The 18,331-nt window shown below is 45.8% G+C and carries 11 protein-coding genes; all 11 read right to left on the reverse strand.

Features of this window, described 5'->3' with window-relative positions; genetic code table 11:
* Positions 1-318: 318 nt before the first annotated feature.
* Positions 319-1,530, reverse strand: coding sequence for a hypothetical protein (locus tag IZU26_RS11250; RefSeq protein WP_433279097.1), 1,212 nt, complete (start codon positions 1,528-1,530; stop codon positions 319-321).
* A gap of 113 nt (positions 1,531-1,643) precedes the next feature.
* The gene (locus IZU26_RS11255; protein ID WP_433279099.1) at positions 1,644-2,870 is read right to left on the reverse strand and encodes a hypothetical protein; all 1,227 of its coding nucleotides are present in this window, start codon (positions 2,868-2,870) and stop codon (positions 1,644-1,646) included.
* Positions 2,871-2,884: 14 nt separating this feature from the next.
* Positions 2,885-6,166, reverse strand: coding sequence for a hypothetical protein (locus IZU26_RS11260; protein WP_433279101.1), 3,282 nt, complete (start codon positions 6,164-6,166; stop codon positions 2,885-2,887).
* Between the two features lie 250 nt (positions 6,167-6,416).
* Entirely contained in the window at positions 6,417-7,310 is an 894-nt protein-coding gene (locus IZU26_RS11265; protein WP_433279103.1) for a glycoside hydrolase family 16 protein, read from the reverse strand.
* A 2-nt stretch (positions 7,311-7,312) separates the two neighbouring features.
* On the reverse strand, positions 7,313-10,459 hold the full coding sequence (locus tag IZU26_RS11270; protein WP_433279105.1) for a glycoside hydrolase family 2 TIM barrel-domain containing protein: 3,147 nt from the start codon (positions 10,457-10,459) through the stop codon (positions 7,313-7,315).
* Between the two features lie 11 nt (positions 10,460-10,470).
* Positions 10,471-11,241 (reverse strand): sugar-binding protein, encoded by a 771-nt coding sequence (locus IZU26_RS11275; RefSeq protein ID WP_433279107.1) that lies wholly within the window; start codon positions 11,239-11,241, stop codon positions 10,471-10,473.
* Between the two features lie 136 nt (positions 11,242-11,377).
* Complete coding sequence (locus IZU26_RS11280) at positions 11,378-12,835, reverse strand: response regulator transcription factor (RefSeq protein ID WP_433279109.1); 1,458 nt, start codon at positions 12,833-12,835, stop codon at positions 11,378-11,380.
* 17 nt (positions 12,836-12,852) lie between these two features.
* A complete protein-coding gene (locus tag IZU26_RS11285) occupies positions 12,853-14,661 on the reverse strand; it encodes a sensor histidine kinase (RefSeq protein WP_433279111.1) in 1,809 nt (602 codons plus the stop codon).
* A 46-nt stretch (positions 14,662-14,707) separates the two neighbouring features.
* Positions 14,708-16,351, reverse strand: a complete 1,644-nt coding sequence (locus IZU26_RS11290) for an extracellular solute-binding protein (RefSeq protein ID WP_433279113.1) — start codon at positions 16,349-16,351, stop codon at positions 14,708-14,710.
* Positions 16,352-16,453: 102 nt separating this feature from the next.
* On the reverse strand, positions 16,454-17,341 hold the full coding sequence (locus IZU26_RS11295) for a carbohydrate ABC transporter permease (RefSeq protein WP_433279115.1): 888 nt from the start codon (positions 17,339-17,341) through the stop codon (positions 16,454-16,456).
* 12 nt (positions 17,342-17,353) lie between these two features.
* Positions 17,354-18,328 (reverse strand): ABC transporter permease, encoded by a 975-nt coding sequence (locus IZU26_RS11300; RefSeq protein WP_433279117.1) that lies wholly within the window; start codon positions 18,326-18,328, stop codon positions 17,354-17,356.
* Positions 18,329-18,331: the final 3 nt, after the last annotated feature.

Genomic DNA, 18,331 nt, shown 5'->3' on the forward strand with positions numbered 1-18,331 from the left:
AGCTTTAGAAATTAAATCTTGAAAAACCGAAAGCACCGTACGCACGTGCGGTGCTTTTGCGGATAAGCACAAGGTTTGAAGGCGGCAGTCGTTTTACGCAAAAACGAAAGTAGGATCAACCTTACCGAAACTCCGTAACGAGTTCAAGTATTTTTTCCATTTCGTCGTCACTGAGTGTTGCTTCTTGATCGTCCGTTTGTTGTTCTTTTTGTTCCATGTGATTCCCCCTTAAAAAAACTTGCATCGTCCATACGAACGTACTGACGATGCAAGCTGTTCTCCGCTGACCAAAATATGTTATCGTAATACGTCGATAGTTTATCGTTTGTATTTTATGTCAAGCTCGTTGCCCCCGGCATCGTAATAGATGATATTTTTGATGTAAATTGTTTCACCGTTTTTCATACCGCTTCCGCCGAAACCGAATATTGCCCATGCCTCATCGGGAATATTGCCTGTTTTCGGTATGGTAAATGTTTGATAGGCCGTATTGCTCAATGTAAATTTTAATGACTCGTTAAACTGAGTACCCTGACCGGGCTTGGTATTGCCGACACCCGCCCATATTTGCTGTCCATTTTTTTTCTCGCATTTTGCTTCAAAGGTAACCTTTGCGACACGAGATGTATCGTATGTATAGCTTTTGTTCGGCTGTGTCTCAATGTTTTGCACAAAAGCTCCGCCCATCCAAGACTGACCCGTCGCTTTAACGCACTTCAACGCACCGTCGCTATCGAATATTCCTCCGCTTGTATTCATCGTATTTGCCCAAATTTGGAAATCGATTGCGGAGTGCGCTTGAGATTTGAACAAATTTTGCCACCCGTCGCCGATAACCGCATCGTAATCGATAGTGTTGCCGGGTATGCTTTCGCAGGCAAACGCAAACATAGTCCACGCAGGACTGACGCCGGTAATGTTAAATTCTTTTTCCTGCCATTCGGTTGTAACATTTACTGCATTGTGCGTAATAGAATCCGGTGCACTGCTGTTTGCAGTCGTACTCGCTCCGACCCATATTTTATATGCGCTCGAGCCGCATACTTTGTAGGTAATTTTTTTTACGGCGCTCATATCATAATATCCTTCGGTATTATTATTTGCCTGTTTATTGACTATAAATGCGCCGCCGACCCAATTCTTTTTACTATTGAACACGAGTTTCATACCGTATTCGTCCGTAAAACTTGCGTCAAAACTGGGATCGTGATTCCAGATTTGAAAATCGGCTACATCGTGCTGCGTATTGTTTTTCATGAGCGCGCCCCAGCCGTTGCCCATTGTTGCCGTTTCGTCCGTATGATTTATCCATTGCAATGTAAGCGGATTATTACTTGCATCAAGATATTCGATGTCTTTTATGGCAAGCCATGTCTGTTGTAAGGAAGGATCGTCGCCGCCTCCCGAGCCTCCGCCCGAACCTCCGCCTGCAGGATTGTTTGCGCTCACGTCATTTGCGTCGCAACCGATAAAAGCGGCTGCCGATAAAGCTAAAATAAAAATCACAATGCATTTTTTTATTAATTTCATAATTCCTCCATTCCTCCATAAAGTAGTATGGCTTTAATTTTACACGGGTACGGAAAAAATAAAAGTAAGATTTTTTTCAAAAAAGTATGATTTTTTCCGACCCGCTCCTCGTATTATTTTACCCATTTTAATGCAACGCTGTGTCCGTTTTTGTCGAGAAAATCGATATTTCGGAATCGTATCCAGTCTCCTGCCGTAAAATCGCGCGGTTTTGCGTCGTCGGCAAAGCCGAAAGGTGCAAAGGATTTTGGAATACTCGTACAGCTGAACTCAAAGCTTTGCCAGCTTGTCGTAACGTCAAAGCGATGGCTTTTATTAAACGAAGACGAATGGTTGTTGTCTGTGGTACCCGCCCAAATGTTTATAGCTTTGCTTGCCTGTGCTTCAAATCGGATCTTTACGACGGATGACATATCGTAACAAATCGCTTTTTTCGGATCTCTTGCCGGATCTTGTACGAATGCGCCGCCGAACCATTCGGCATTTTCACCTTCTGCCGTTGCGGTAAATTGTACGCCTTCGGTCGCGGAAATATCGCTTGCACCGAAACCGAATGTAAGATTACCCGACGGATCCGTCCAAATCTGCACTGCAAACGGATTGTGATTGCGGTTTGTGAACGTATTTCCCCAACCGTCGCCGATGGTAAGAGGTGTAGAAACATCGTCGCTTTCCCATGCGAATGCAAAGATTGCAAATGCTTTTTGTACGCCGACCATATGAACCGTTACTTCCTGCCAGTCGACAGTAACATTCACATCCTGCTGTTTAAAACCGTCGCTTGCATTTTTATTGCTTGCGCCCGCCCATATTTTGATCGGTATACTTGCGCGCACTTTAAAAACGATTTTCCGTACTGCCGACATATCATAAAATGTGCAATCGGCGTCTGTCGGTTTTGTCGCAGGGTTTTGTACGATTGCGCCGCCGAACCAATTTGAATACGCAGCCGTACATAGCATACCCTCTTCATTTATATCGCTTGATTCAAGGGTAAACGTAGCATCGCCGCTTTCGGTTTGCCATATTTGCAAATCGATCTGATTATGACCGCCGTTTGCAAACAAAGCGCCCCATGCGTCACCGATCGTTTCTCCCGAAGGATTGTCGGAAAATTGCAAGGCAACAGAATTGCCGCTTTCATCAAAATAAGCGATGTCTTTAAACTGCACCCATTCCCCCGCAATATTGGGCGGTACGTAATTACCTCCGCCTCCGCCGGTGTTGCCTCCTCCTCCGAGATTGCCGGTCTCGGCTATGTCGCTGCCGTTATTGCATCCGAAAAAAGAAAACGCCAAAACAGCCGATACAAACAATACAATCATCTTAGCTTTTTTCATACAGCCTCCCTATACTACCGATACTTGATTTTGATCGAATTTCCCGCATCATCCGTCCAGTCCAAGTCTTTGATTTCGAACCAATCTCCTATTGCATAATCGCCGCCCCAATCTTTTGCAAAAATAAGCATAAAGACATTTATTACATTTTTGGGTTCGGCACCGGAAACATCGAACGTTACTGAAGTCCAGTCCGTTTCGCTCAGGGAAGTATACCCAGCGTTATATAACGAGTTCTTTCTGGGATATATCTCGTTTTGACTCACCTGTACGGCTAAACACAAAGCTTTTGTATTTACCTTCCCGCGTATTTTGAACGTCATTTTTTTGACACCGGTTAAGTCAAAGAATTTTGACATATTCTGTCTGACTAAACCGCCGCCGACCCAGCCGCCGCCGTATCGTGTAACGGTAAAGCGCGAATAACCGCCATACTGCTGCATACCGAAACCGCCTGCACCGCCGCCCCATATTTGCAGGTTGAATATATCGTAAAAAGGATCTTTACAAAGCTCCCAGCCGACACCGCCGCCGAAACCGAAGATCGCATACGCTTGTGCGACACCGGTAATATCCATCGTTTTTGTCTGCCAGTCCGTCGTCACATCGAAAGTTTGTTTTGCAAGCGTGTCTGCAGTATCCGCATTGCTTGCGCCCGCCCATATTTTCCGGTTTTTATTGCTTTTGACTTTAAAAACGATTTTCCGTACCGCCGACATATCGTAATATATGCAGTTCGAATTTCCTGCAGCTGTACCGGGGTTTTGTACGATCGCGCCGCCGAACCACGTTGTAGGATTCGTAATATTGACTACCATGCCGTAGGTATTGTTTACGCCTGCCGTACCGGAAGGTACGCTGCACGCTTGATATATTTGCAAATCGACGGGGTTGTGATCGGGATTTGTAAACAATGCACCCCAGCCGGTATCGATCACCTGCGTTTCGTTTACATCTTTGTATTTTAATGCGACAGCCGTACCGTCGGCGGCAAGATACGTGATGTCTTTAAATGCAACCCATTCGCCCGTCGGTTCGGGAGGAGGCGCGTCGCTCACTACGTTTCCGCCGAATGCGAAAGGTGTCCATGCTCTTTGTACGAAAGCAGTCTGCAGTTCAACCTCTTCCCAAGCGTCCGGTCCGACGTCGGCGTATATTCTGCCTAAATCGTCCGTTGCATTTTTATTGCTTGCGCCTACCCAAATCCTGCGCGCTTTATTTGATTTTACTTTGAGCGTGATTTTTTTCACGTTCGACATATTGTAATATGTACTGCTTGTCGCAGGATTTGCATTGTTTTCTACGATCGCGCCGCCGTACCATCCGGAGTCCGTAAGAATATTGACTACCATACCGTAGGTGTCGTTGATTCCCGCGCTTCCCGTTTTTACTTCAAACGTAGGGCTGCCGTCCTTTCCCCATACTTGCAAATCGACGGGGTTATGGCTTCGGTTCGTAAACAACGCGCCCCAGCCGTCGCCGATCGTATCTGAAGAAGGAGTTCCGTCGTACTGCAAGGCGATGCTGTTGCCGCCCGCGTCGTAATACGTAATGTCTTTAAACGCGACCCATTCGCCCTCCGGTTCCGGTACCGGAGCTTCGGGCGTTTGATCTTTGAGCGTTAACGGAACCGAAGTGCCGGCGTCGTCCGTCCAATCGAGATTTTTTATTTCAAACCAATCGCCTTCGTTGAACGTACCGAAATCTTCCGATATCAGGAGCATATATGCATTGATAATATCCAACGAAGCGGCTCTCGCGATGTCAAAGGTAAGGGTCGTCCAGTTCGTTTCGCTGAGCGATGTAAGGGCTGCCGTCGTTGAAAGCGCCGCTTTTGCCGGATAGATAAGTTCGTTTCCGCGCGCCTGTACGCCGAGACACAGCGATGCGGGATCTATCGTACCGCGAATTTCAAATGTCATCTTGCGTACTGCGGAAAAATCGAACACTTTTCCGGTTTCGACAGGTACCAGCCCGCCGCCGACCCATTTATTTCCGGCTGCGCTTCCCTTTGTTTTAACGGTAAAGCGCGAACAATCGGCTTTATTTACAAAATCGAAAGTTCCGCCGCCGTCTCCCCACACTTGAATATCGAATATATCGTATGCGGGATTTTTGCACAGCATCCAGTTTTTCCCGTTGCCGAACGCAAAAATCGAATATGCTTGTGCGACACCGGTAATGGGGATTTCAACGGTTTTCCAACCGGTTGTCACATCGATGAGTTGTTTTTTTAAATGTGCGGATGCGTTTGTATCGCTTGCGCCCGCCCATATTTGCAGCTCTTCGCCACCACGCACTTTTAATCTGATTTTTGCAACGCGCGACATATCGTAAAATACGCAAGTACCGTCGGTCGGCCCCACGGCAGGATCTTGTACGATCGCCGCACCGAACCACGCAGCGCCGGGATCTATTGCAAATTTTATGCCGTCATCCGCATTCGGTGTATCCGCACTGAGACCTTGCCAAATCTGTAAGTCGATGGGATCGTGCGTCGTATCTGCAAAGAATGCGCCCCAGTCGCCGAAAGGATTTCCGCTCGCGCCGCTTGAGTAGGTGAGGGATACGCTCTGTCCTGCCGCATCAAGATACTCTATATCTCTGACGGCAACCCATTGCGTGGAGCCTGAGGGATCTTCTCCTGTTTCGCCGCCCGTTTCCGCAACAAGACTTAAAAGCTGCGATTGCCCGGCTGCATCAGTCCAATCGAGATTTTTTATTTCGAACCAATCGCCCGTATTGCATACGCCGCCCCATTCGTTTGAAACGATCAACAGACACGCATATTTGATCTGTTTTTTGTCTGAGTCCGGAATAGAGAGGGCAAGATTAACGGTTGTCCACTCGCTTTCGCTTATCGCATCAATAGTGTCCGACAGCGCCGTTCTTCCCGGAAATACCGTATCCGATTTTTCCTGTACGGCGAGGCAGAGCGCTTTGGTATCTATAGTACCGCGTATTTGGAAAGTAAGGTTTGCGACGCCGGTAAAGTCGAATGACTTTGCAGCATTGACCGATTCAAGCGCACAACGTACCGTACCGCTGCTGCCGGGCGCTTCCGTGACGGTAAAACGCGGCCGCTCGCTTGCAGGGTCGAACGTATAGTTTCCCTCAAGTGCGGTAAGTCTGAATATGTTATAAGCAGTATTTTTGTAGAATGTCCACCCGTCGTTACCGGGCAAGGTTCCTCCCGAATTGCCGGTATCCGACCCGTCACTGCCGTTAGTACATCCGAGAAAAGAAAACGCCAAAACAGCCGACATAAAGAATGCGATCATCTTAGCTTTTTTCATACAACTCCTCCTCATTAAAATATTTTTGGTAGGAAATAAAAACTTGCGCCTCGTTCTGCAAAGAACCGATTCTGCGTGTCCGCGGCTTCGAATCAAGTTCCGAAAAGTTTTAACCGTGTGCGTACTTTGCACGAGGAACACTGCTCCGACGTTTCGGTACGCCGCACCTTACAGCACTCTATTATAGTGTAAGTGATTTTTTTTGAGAAAGAAACTATGACAAATTTTAGTACAGTGTGATTTTTTCGCTTTACTGGTACACGCGTACCCAATCGACAAGAAAAAGCACGTCGCTTCCCTTTAGACTTTCTACGTCGGCATTCGGACCGTCCGTATACGGCCCGCCGCCGAGAGTGCCGCCGATCCCAAGATTCAATATGATGTAAAAATCTTTGTCGTACGGATAGTTTTGCCACGTATTGTCGTTTGTATACGAATCCATTTCCACATCGTCGTAATACGCGGTGATTTTATCCGCTTCCCATTTAACGCCGAAGGTATGCCACTCGTTAAAGAGGTTGTTTGAATATGTTTTATTGCCTATGCCTTTACCGTTGCCGCCGGAGTGTCCCTGTGCATGAAGCGTGCTGAATACGCGGTGAGGCCCCAAAGCGGGATGGGACGGAGCATTTTCCATAATGTCTATTTCGCCGCTTTTCGGCCACGTACCGTAGGCGCTTGTTTTCGGCATCATCCAAAACGCAGGCCATGCGCCTTTTCTGTCGGTTATTTTAAGCCGCGCTTCAATATAGCCGTAGGTCCAGCTCTGTTTGGAATTTAAACGCGCGCTTTTCCACTGTATACCGTCGTGATATGCCTTTATGATAAGCATGCCGTTTGCAACCCGTGCGGTGTCGGCAACGGAAGTATTATCGGTATAATATTGAAACTCTCCGTTGCCCCAGCCCCAATTGCCGTTTCCGACTTGGTATTTCCATTTTGATGAATCGGTAGTACCCGATACCGTAAACTCATCATTCCATACAAGCGTTTTGCCGTGTTTTGTCTGAGGCGGCGTTCCCGTAAAAACGCCGTCCCCCGGAGAAGGATTATTATTTGAAACGGCATTTTCCTGTCCCGGCAAAAATATGCACGATATGTACATCGCGGCACACAGCAGTACGGAAATGTATCGTATGCGCATAATTATAACCCTATATTAAAGTATGCGGTAAGCTCCATGTATGAAGATCCGTCCATCGTTGCACCTTTCGGCAGCGCGCCGTACGGGTCGGCGCTGTGTTTTCCGAATGTACGCCCCGCGATTTTTATGCCGATACGTTTTTCGGGAAAAATAAATGACGGATTCGGTTTAAAGCTGTATGCAGCGTCGAACACGTATTGGAACGGGAATATGCGGTTAAAATATTTCCACCAATATTCCTGTCCCCACGTGTTGACTTGACAGTTGAATGAACCGATCCAATGACCGTAGCGCGCGGCGATGCCCATATTCGCAAAGTACACTTTTTCCGGTCTGTCTTCGTACGTACCCGTAACCGAACCGAGACAGCCGCCGCCGGCCGTACCGATAATACGCAAATCGGGCAGCGGATTTGATACGATGCGCGTACCTATCTGCCACAAATTCCACTGGAGCGGAAGCGGGGCGGGGCTGTCGTACCACACATAATCGCTTGTCGACGAACCGTCGGCATTCGAAAGCTTATTCCACGTATCGCTCTTAAACGGAATGATATCCGTTCGTCCGGCAAACAGCGTGTATTTTCCCGTAAGGGAAACCGCAAAATTCGCTCCTTCGACATCGTTATTGTTCCACTCGTGATACCACGTTGCTCCTTCCGGATCGTAAGTAAATACCGCTTCTACTTCAAGCGCTTCCCGATTAAATGAATCGACAATAAACGGCGAACCTTTCAGCAAAGAGCGTCCGTTCGCTCTTTCAAGCGGCGTCCGTGCGCGGATTATCGGACGAATTACAAAGTCTCCGAAAATCGCATCCGCACCGACTTGCACTTCAAAGCGGTTACCCGAGCCGGCATCTCCGGTAAAAAAACTGCCTCGCACGGTTTCAGGATTTGTTTCGGCGGCAAGTCCGCGGTACAATACGTTCGTGTAAATATACAGGTGCTGAAACATATTCGTACCCGCCTGCATATACCCGCCGAGCGTGTCAGCATAGGTAATCTTTTTTGTCGTACCCTTTGTCGACGTGTATTGTGCCCCCACTTTTTCAGACCCCGCATGCAGCAGACCTAACTTAAGCGTTACCCAGGGAGCAATTCCCGCTTCGCCGTACAGCGACGCTTTACGTCCCGAACCGAATCCGTTATAGGGATCGAAGTTGATATTTACGGAAGAACCGAATTCTTCCGTATAGGTAAGGCCTGCTGCAAGCCGCGAAAGCCAGGACGGCTTTTTTGAAAATACGTGAAAGTAGTTGATCAAAAGCTGGGGCGGTGCACCTTCCCAAATTTCCGGTCCTCCTATAACGGTCAGACCTTTAAGCACTTCTTTTCCGATAAATTCCGCAGCGATCGGAGCCTTTGAACCCCAAGTGCCGTATTTGTCGACGCCTTCCATATACCAGCATTCTCGTGCGATATTAAATACATCGCCCGAAGTTTCGAAGTTCCCGTGTCCGGTATGATAGTAGCCGTTCAGATCGAAATACGGATTTGTATAATTGAACGATGCGGCATACACATCGACGTATTGCAGTTGACGGTTGTTTTTCGGATTTGAAGAAGATTCATCGCCCGTTTTATAATAGCGCGGATTGGCCTCTGCAAGATTCGTATACGGTTCGTCCGTCCATGCTTTGAGCAGTACGGAACCGGAAAAATTTTCAAACGGACGAATCGTAAGTCCGAGCGATATTTCTGCGCTTACGTGCGGTTTATTTACTTTATCATCGCTTCCTTTATAATTTAACGCCTCTTTAAAACTTTTACCGGCCTTGATCGCATCTCCGAGTTTTTGGATCGACACCGGAGTAACCGCATATACGCTTGCATCGAGTTTATCGATCGTGACGAATTTTTTTTCGTTGAGCGTTTCTTTGATTGACTGTTCGTTGCCGTTTGCCAGGTACAATCCGGTGTTAAGCGATGTAAAGGTTTTTTCTATTTCCTGATTTGTAGAATTATACAGCGACAGTTTCCATGCATCCGCAAGCATATAGTACGCAGCGCGCGGAATGCGCCGATGAATGCCGCGGTCGGTGATTTTACTCTGCGCGCAAATACCGAACCACTCTTCATTCATATTATTTACATCGTCGCGGTAATCCAAATCGTAACCGGAGTTTGCCCACGTGCCGTTTTCATTGTGAATATCGAGTTCTTTATTTTGAAACTGTTTCCACCATTCATCGATCCATTCGAAGACAAATCCGCCGATAACGTTTTGCGAACGCCCCTTACCGTATGCCTGTTGATAAATTTCTTCCCACTGTGTTTGCAAATATACCATTTGGGCGTATTGATCTTCTTGACGGCGCACTGCATTGTACGCATCGGCACCCGCTTCGGTGAGCATGACCGGTTTATCGAGTATATCCGCAATATTTTCATAGAACGAATCGTAGAATTTATAGCCGCGGTATGCATTGACACCGAAAATTTCGAGCGAAGGGCACAAGGTTTTTATCAATTCCAAATACTGCGTATCGCCGTTGACTATACCGACGGGACGATCGGGATCGATCTCTTTACAAACTTTCATCGCTTCTTCAAGGACGCTGTACAGATAGCCCGCTTTGAGCGTGTTTTGTTCTCCCACCGGAAGATTTTCGATCTCCGTCGTTGACCATACGAGTCCGTAATTGCTTTCGTTGCCGAACATATACATGAGTACGCCGTTTACACCGCGGAATTTTTCGGCGGTTTCTTTTGCCATTGCGATAAGCGTTTCACGCGTGTATAAGTCGGAATAGTCCGTGTTGGGATACCATGTACCGCGCACCGTTATGCCGTAGCGGCCGAGCATATTATTGACGATTGAATAAATGCCGTATTTTGTGTAAATGTATTCGACCCATTTCGGCGGAATCTCGTAAAAGCAACGGATCGCGTTCACACCCATCGCTTTGAGCAGTATCATATCGGTGTCTATCATGCGCTGAATGAATTCGTCGCTCTTTGACCATAAATCGTATGAAAACGTTTCTCCGATCGGCGTATATGCCCATACGACGCCTTTTACTTCCACTTCTTTTGTGCCGTCAAGCAAACGCCATCCTTTATCGTTTTTTTGTACGCTGATGGTTTTTGCGCATAAAACGCTTCCGATAATGAGTATAATCGCTGCAATACCGTATTTTTTCTTCATTATGCTACCCCTTACGGCAATGCCGCTACAATGCCGTTTCCCCATACGCTTGCGTCGGCATACGGATTGTCTTTTACGCTGTTCCACAGCACGAGACGCGAACGTTCTTTGCCGTTGTCCGCATCGTTGATTTGGAAGTCGCCGCGTACCGGCTGTCCTATTTTAAGCTTTGTGATACCTAAAAGTGAAAACGGAATCGCCGCTTCCACTTTGTACCCGTGTTCCGAATACACGACAGCCGCTTTAATATTTTCCTTCATCGACACATCATCTACACCTGCATCGTATACGAACTTATTTTTTTTGCTTTGCGGTACTATGCGTATGCGATGATCGGTGGTTTTATACGATGTATGGCGGCTCGTATCCGTACCGAAAAAGAATTCGATCGAATCGTCGCGCCACGCCTGCGGTGCGGGAAACTGATTTTCCTGTGGTTCGTCGTCCGTGATATCCGCATAGAGATACAAAAATTCGTTATCCGCGCGCGTCGTAAAAAAACCGTCCGTATTTTTCGGATTAAACGAACCGCCGTATATGACGCGGCGCGTATGAACACCTTCGAGACCGTTCCATTCGGAAAAATTTCCGTCTATGACAGGTTTCGTTTTTGCCGAATAATACACGTAAAATCGCTTTTCCTGTTCGCCTGCATCTGCATATGCATCCTCTTTAGGCACATAGGGCGGATCGACGATTTTTTTTGCATATACGGTAAGGCACGATGTACACAGCAGCGCCGCCGCTGTACAGATGTACACACTTTTGAAGAGTCTTTTCATGCAGATCCTCCGTGGAAACTAAAACTGTATAAAATCGGACGGTAGGGGTTACCGTGTTCCGTTCAGTCCAGTATAGCCCCAAAAATTTTACTTTTGTAGAATGAAGATTTTCAAAAAGGTCGATTTTTTTCGTTTTTTATCGATTCGCATGCTTGTTTTTCCATTCGGACGGCGACATACCCGTATTTTCACGAAATACTTTCATAAAATATTTTATGTCGCCGAATCCGGAACGCTGCGCAACTTCATATACTTTATAACATCCTTTTTCAAGCAAACGCTTTGCTTCTTCGATACGTAAACGTTTTAAGTACTCGTTAAAATTGACGCCGGTGTGTTCTTTGAACTTTTCCGAAAACCATGTGTAATTGACCGATACTTGATTTGCAACCATCGCCATGTTGATGTTTTTCGTATAATGCGTTTTAACATATTCGATCGCGTCGGAAATATACGGGTATTCTTTTGCATTTTTTTGTATGAGCAATGCGTTCAGATAAAGCGCATAATTGCGTACTGCGCTTATCCAATACCGAATATCCGTACATCTATATATGCTTTCTATCATAATACTTTTCAAATGCAAGTACATGTCGCTTTCGTTTTGAGCCGAAAACTGTGTAAACAGATTGTTTACGATTTTTGTGTATAAGTGATATAAACGTTCGGCGTTTTCTGCGGCTGTCGTACCGGAAAAATCAAACAACGCATCGACGGCACTCCGTGCTTCTTCGGGGGAGGCAATATCGACAATGCTTACAAAGCGGTCATAGGCTTTGTCGACGGCGGAAAAATCATGCTCCGGTTCCGATCCTTGATACCGAAAAATTCCGTACCGGATGTGCGGAGCGGGAGAACCGTCCGCTTCGTTAAAAAATGCCTGCATACATGCAGTATATGATTGACGCTTACTGATACGTATCATTGAAAAGTTGTTTGCCGCAGCGCTTACGCCGACGACAAAAGAATGAAGCAGTGTTTTATCATACGTGATCGGTTTGCCTTCGTACGCAAGCGCGATGCTCACGTAATCTTTTTTTTGTTCCATCACGTAATATGTTGCATAGAGCAGTTCCCGTTCTATCGTTTTCATGCATTCGTGCCCTGCAATGGAAACGTAGTATAAGCCCTGTCCGAAATTAAAACGGGCTGCCGCACCGTTTATGCGCCCCTCGTTGATTACCGCCCGGAGCAGCTGCTCGTTATGCCGCTTAATTTTTTTTTGCGATATCGAAATCGCGTCGTGTACCGCGTCGATGAGTTCGTGTTTGTCAACCGGTTTTAACAAATATGTGGTCGCCTTGTTTTCAATCGCCGCTTTTGCGTATGAAAAATCATCATAGCCTGAGAGTACGATAATTTCCGGCTTGTGCTCAAGCGTCGCTATTTTTTTCATAAGGTCAATGCCGTTCATTACCGGCATACGAATATCGGTGATTAATAATTCCGGTTCCTGTGTTTCGCACAGCGCAAACGCTTCTCCTCCGTTTTTCGCTTCAAGGATCTTGAGCGGAATATCGAGCGCCGCGGTTAAAATCTTTTTTAATCCTGCGCGAATTAATTTTTCATCATCCGCAATGACAATCGTAACCATCTGCTTCCTCCGAAAATTCACGGATTTTTTTTACGTGTGTAATCGGGAGTGAGCGGAACGGGAACACAGATAAGCGTCCCGGCACCCGGCGTTGAAGAAATGCGGATTCGATATTCTTTGCCGCATAATACGGTTAATCGCTGCTGAATGTTTTTTAATCCGATGTTTCCCTTTGAATCACGCTCATACGTATCGTCATCGAGATATGCGGTGATTTGTTTCAGTTCTTCCGGCATAATGCCGCAGCCGAAATCCTGTACGCACAGCCACAGCCGTTCCGGATCGTCCGCATCTGCGTGTGCATATACGCGGATAACCGAATCTTTTCCGCTATGCTCTATGCCGTGTGTAAATGCGTTTTCTACGAGGGGCTGCAGAGTCATTTTCGGGATTTCGATATTTTGGAATGCTTCGGGGATTTCCGTTTTGAGTAAAATGACATAATCGTTGCGAATGTTGAGCAAATACACATACGCACGGATGTATTCGAGTTCTTGTGCGACAGTGACAATATGCACTCTCCAGCGCAGACCGTAGCGTAAAAGTTTTCCGAGCACCGCAAGACTTTGGGCAATATCTTCCTGATTTGAAATAACCGCCTGCATTTTTATCGTTTCAAGCGCATTGTACAAAAAGTGTGCGTTTATTTGATTTTGCATCGCTTTCATTTCGGTATCTGCAATGAGCTGTTTTTCCTGCGTAATTTGTTCGATCTGTTCGCGCAGCTGTGTCGTCATTGCATTAAACGTTTCCTGCGCATCGCCTACTTCGTCCGTATCGTTTACGGGAATAGTAACGTTTAAATCACCGCGTTTTACTTGTTCCATTCCCGACATAATCGAATATACACCGGACATAAGACGTGCAGTCGTAAAGCGGACAACAAAATATACTGCAGCAATCGTGAGTAAAAGACACGCGACGGCAATAAGTTCAATGAGCATCACATTCTGCTGAATGACTTTTACCGAGGATGTGTGTACGGCGACAATGCCCAGTTCTTCCGAGCGGAAGTACGAAGCAAAACGGGTATCGCCGTTTGCCGTAAGCGTCATTTGTCCGGAGCGGCTTTTCGAATTATTGAGTAGGGTGGTAAGCGCATCGGTATCTTTTTTATCCAGTGTTCCATGCAGTGCCGAAACGGTTTCGTTTGTAATCGGAACGAGCGACTTCGTTCCGTCCGAAGTATCGATCCGTTCTTCGAAAATATAATCGTGTTCGGTTGTATCGGCATTCTTGTATAAAAACGGAAAAAAATCGGACATTTTCATAGTGATTTGAATGTATCCGATCGGCTGCCGGTTTTTTATAATGCGCCGCGTCGAACAAACCGACTCGAATTTAAGTTGATCGAGATTTCCGAGATATTCCGCGATATAGTTGAACTCCCAATCCTTTAGTACCGCCAAATCGGTACGGGATGAATTTAAAAATATCGGCCATCGTTCCAAAATGAGCGGATTATCAGCAAAAACACGCAGGCCGTAAATTTCAGGCATAACCGAAAGCGTCCGTTCGATCGTCGTCCCTTCGGCGATCATCGTTTCGATGATTTCGCTTTCGTTGCTCCGCTCCGGAATGGAAAAGAACAACATAAGAGAACCGTTTCCGTTTATCATACGTTCGAGCAGCGAAAACGAATCGATATTTTTATTGATATGTTCTCTATGCTCTTCCGAAACCGCTCGGCACGCTGCAGCGAGATTCAAAAACTGCCGCTTTCGGACAACGTGTACCGTACAAGCGACGATAACAAACAAAGGTATGGCTACTATGCAGGTATACGCCAGTACGAGCCGCCGCGAAAAAGTTCCGTGTTTTTTCATAGTGTCCTATCGTATTTCGGTATGCTATCCCCGTCGTATTCGCGGATTATTTTATACCGAGTTTTGCTTTATTCGCATTCATCAATTTTGTTTGCGCTGCAATCACTTTGTCAATTCCTTTTTCTTTTTTATATCGATTAAACTCTGCGGTAATACGATCAAAGTCTTGTTCCGAAGGAGCGCGTATAAGCTCTGAAAGGACTCTGCCCCAGCGCCGTTGAATATCTTCGAAAATAAGCTGTTCATCGGAACCGACCGGAAGCGTAAGCCCGTCGTACACCGCAAAGGAGCGTACATAGGGACGAGTCCATAGCTGCGGCTGTTCGTATGCCGGTGAGTATTCAACGCCCCACTGTGCCTGCCATGCGGTATCCATGAGCATCCAATATGTATATTGTACACCCACATCGGTTTCCTGTTTGTTTTTATCATTGCGGTTTAACGCTGCAATTTCAGCCGTTAAGTGCGGAATACCGTTTCCATCGATTGTGTACGTTGTATCTTTAATGCCGAAATTCGTATCGAATTGACCTTCTTCACTGATAAGATATGAAAGAAACTGAATTGCGCGCGCTTTATCTTTACACTGTTTTGAGATGAGCGTAATAGTCCATCCGGAAATTCCGCCGCCGGAAAGCGTCGGTGCGTCGCCTGCCGTATTTTTAGGTCCGTCAACCGCAATGTAGATGCCGTTCGGATCACGTGCATACAGCGCATCTTGCGCCGCCTGCATATCCCAGTTTTGATAGAGCATACAAAAATATCTTCCCTGCGCCGCTTTTTCTTCTATTTGAGCGCGTTTATCTACGAAGATATCGGTCGGAATAAGTCCTTCGCTGTGTGCTTGACGGAAAGTTTTTATCCATCGCATATATTCGGGATTATCCGTCAAACCGAGTTCCGCATTGACAAAAGCTCCGTCTTTTTCAGGAGGGATTGCGAGAAAATGCATGAGATAGGCTTGCAGCTGCGGACAACCGGTATCGGTAAATTCATTCGTACCGAACGGAATAATCGATTGTCCGTTTACCGAGGGATACTTCGCCTTTGCTTCACGGAGCGCTTTTAGAAATCCTTCGGGAGTCGTCATATCCGGTCTGCCGAGCGCTTCATACATATCTTTACGCACTAAAAACGTTTCATTCGAAGTGAGTTTTCCTGCGTATTTTTCATAGTCTGAAGGAGTAAACGATGCATTCGGATAGCCGTAAAGATGACCGTCCGCCTGCGTGTACCATGCGAGTTTGTCTTTGTTTGCCGCAGTAAAAAAATACGGATCGTATTTTTTTGCAAGTTCGTCGAGCGGTTCAACGAGTTCCGCATCGATCATCAGCGGAACTTGTCCTTCCCACCAGCCAAGCGTAATCAAATCGGGAAGCGCACCGCCGGCAATCATTGCATTCAGCTTTTCGGCTTCGTTTCCTGCAGGAACGATAAAGTTTACATTGACGCCGGTTTTTTGTGTAATGTATTTTGATACTATCGAGTCGCCCCAGTGCCGTGTAAACCAGCTGAAGTTTATATACCAATCGAATGTAATCGGAATGTCTTTATTAAGCGTCCAACCCGGTGTTACTGCCGTTCCCGCTTTTACGGCACTGTTTATACCGTATTTTTGATTACCTTTGCTGCAAGACAGCAAGGCTGCCGCAAGTACGGCGCATAACAGTACGGTTTTCGTTTTTTTCATACAACCTCCAATTTTTTATGACAACAATATCGATACGATATCGTAAAGGGATCCGCCGTCCAATCGATTTTCTTTGCCGCCGTTTGCGTACTTCGAAAATGTTCATCCTTTGATTGAACCGACAAGTATTCCCTTTACAAAATATTTTTGCAAAAACGGATATATGCATATAATCGGAAAGGTTGTTACTACCATTGTAGCAAGCCTAACCGACTGAGAGCTTACCTGCTGTGCGGAAACGCCGATCGGCATAGACACGACCGCTTTTGATGCGGAGGCGCTTGCAACGATTCGGTACAAATACGTTTGAATCGGTTGGAGTTCCGCCTTATTAATATACATGACACCGGTAAAATAATCATTCCAATGCGCAACGCCGTTAAAAAGCGCGATCGTGGCAAGTACCGGCATTGAGAGAGGAATAACGATACGGATAAAAACGGTCATATCGTTTGCGCCGTCGAGTTTTGCCGATTCTTCAAGACCTGCAGGAAGCTCTCGGAAAAATGCCATAAAGATAATCATATTCCAAAAATTGAATAAACTCGGAATAATGTATACCAGAAAATTATCGTATAACCCGATATTTTTTAACGTAATGAAATAGGGAATGAGACCGCCGCTGAAAAACATCGTGATGGTTCCAAGTATCGTATAAAACTTGTTGCACATGATATGTTTTTTTGAAAACGCATATGCAACCATCGCTGTAAAAACAACGCTCGTCACTGTTCCGATAACCGTACGCAATATCGTAATGATAAATGCATTGATAATCGTTTTATCTTGAAACACCGTTTTATAGCTTTCCACACCGAATTTGCGCGGCAGCCAATAGATGCCGCCGAGCATGGCATCGTTTGAGTCGTTAAAAGAAATGATAATCGTATACCACACCGGATAAAGCGCAAAAAAGCAGATGACTATCATCACAGTAGTTATAACTCTATCGTATATGGTATATTGATTTACTTTATTGATTTTTTCCATACCGCCTCCGTACTAAAACAGCGATGTATCGTTTAGTTTTTTCGTAACTTGATTCGCTCCGAACAGCAAGATAAACGCTATGACCGATTTAAACAATCCGATTGCCGATGCGTAGGCATACCGCATACTGCGCATCGCCGTTGAATATACGTAAATGTCGATGACATTACTGCGCGGTGCATTGAGCGGATTCCACAACACCAGCATTTGATCGAAGTTTGAGTTAAGCAGCGAACCGACTTGCAAAATAAACAAAATGGTAATCGTCGGTGCAATTGACGGAAGCGTGATCGACCATATTTGACGCATGTGCCCAGCGCCGTCTATCTTTGCCGCTTCATACATTTCTTGATCGATTGCGGAAATCGCCGCAAGGTAAATGATGGCATTCCAGCCGAGTTCTTTCCATAAATCCGAAAAAATAACGATGGGCCAAAAATATTTCGGATATGCCAAATACGCAATGCCTTCTTTCATTATGCCGATCTTAATAAGAATTTCATTAAATAAGCCCGATTCACCCATCCATGTAGTAAGGATACCACCGAGCACGACCCACGACAAAAAATGCGGCATATATGAAATCGTTTGAACGAATTTTTTAAACCATGCGTTACGTACTTCATTAAGCATAAGCGCAAAAACAATAGGCAGCGGAAAATTGATAAGCAGTTTAAGCACGCTGATGCTGAGCGTATTTGCCATAATATTTAAAAACTCTTCATCATGAAAAAAATTAATAAAGTGCTGCAAACCGAAGGATTCCGCCCATGCCGTTTCAAAAAATTTTTTACTGAACAGCGGTGTCGTTATCATAAAATTTTTTTTAAATGCAATGAGGATTCCGTACATTGGGATATAATTGAATATAAGCATCCATACAACACCGCAGAGTGCCATTGCCTGCAAATACTTCTCTTCGCGGAGCCGCACCCAAAACGATTTTTTTATTTTCGTATGCGTTTGATGTATATGTTTTTCTTTCATGAG

Origin of the sequence: Treponema sp. SP13, assembly GCF_050938355.1 — a bacterium.
Classification (GTDB): Bacteria; Spirochaetota; Spirochaetia; order Treponematales; family Treponemataceae; genus Treponema_D; species Treponema_D socranskii.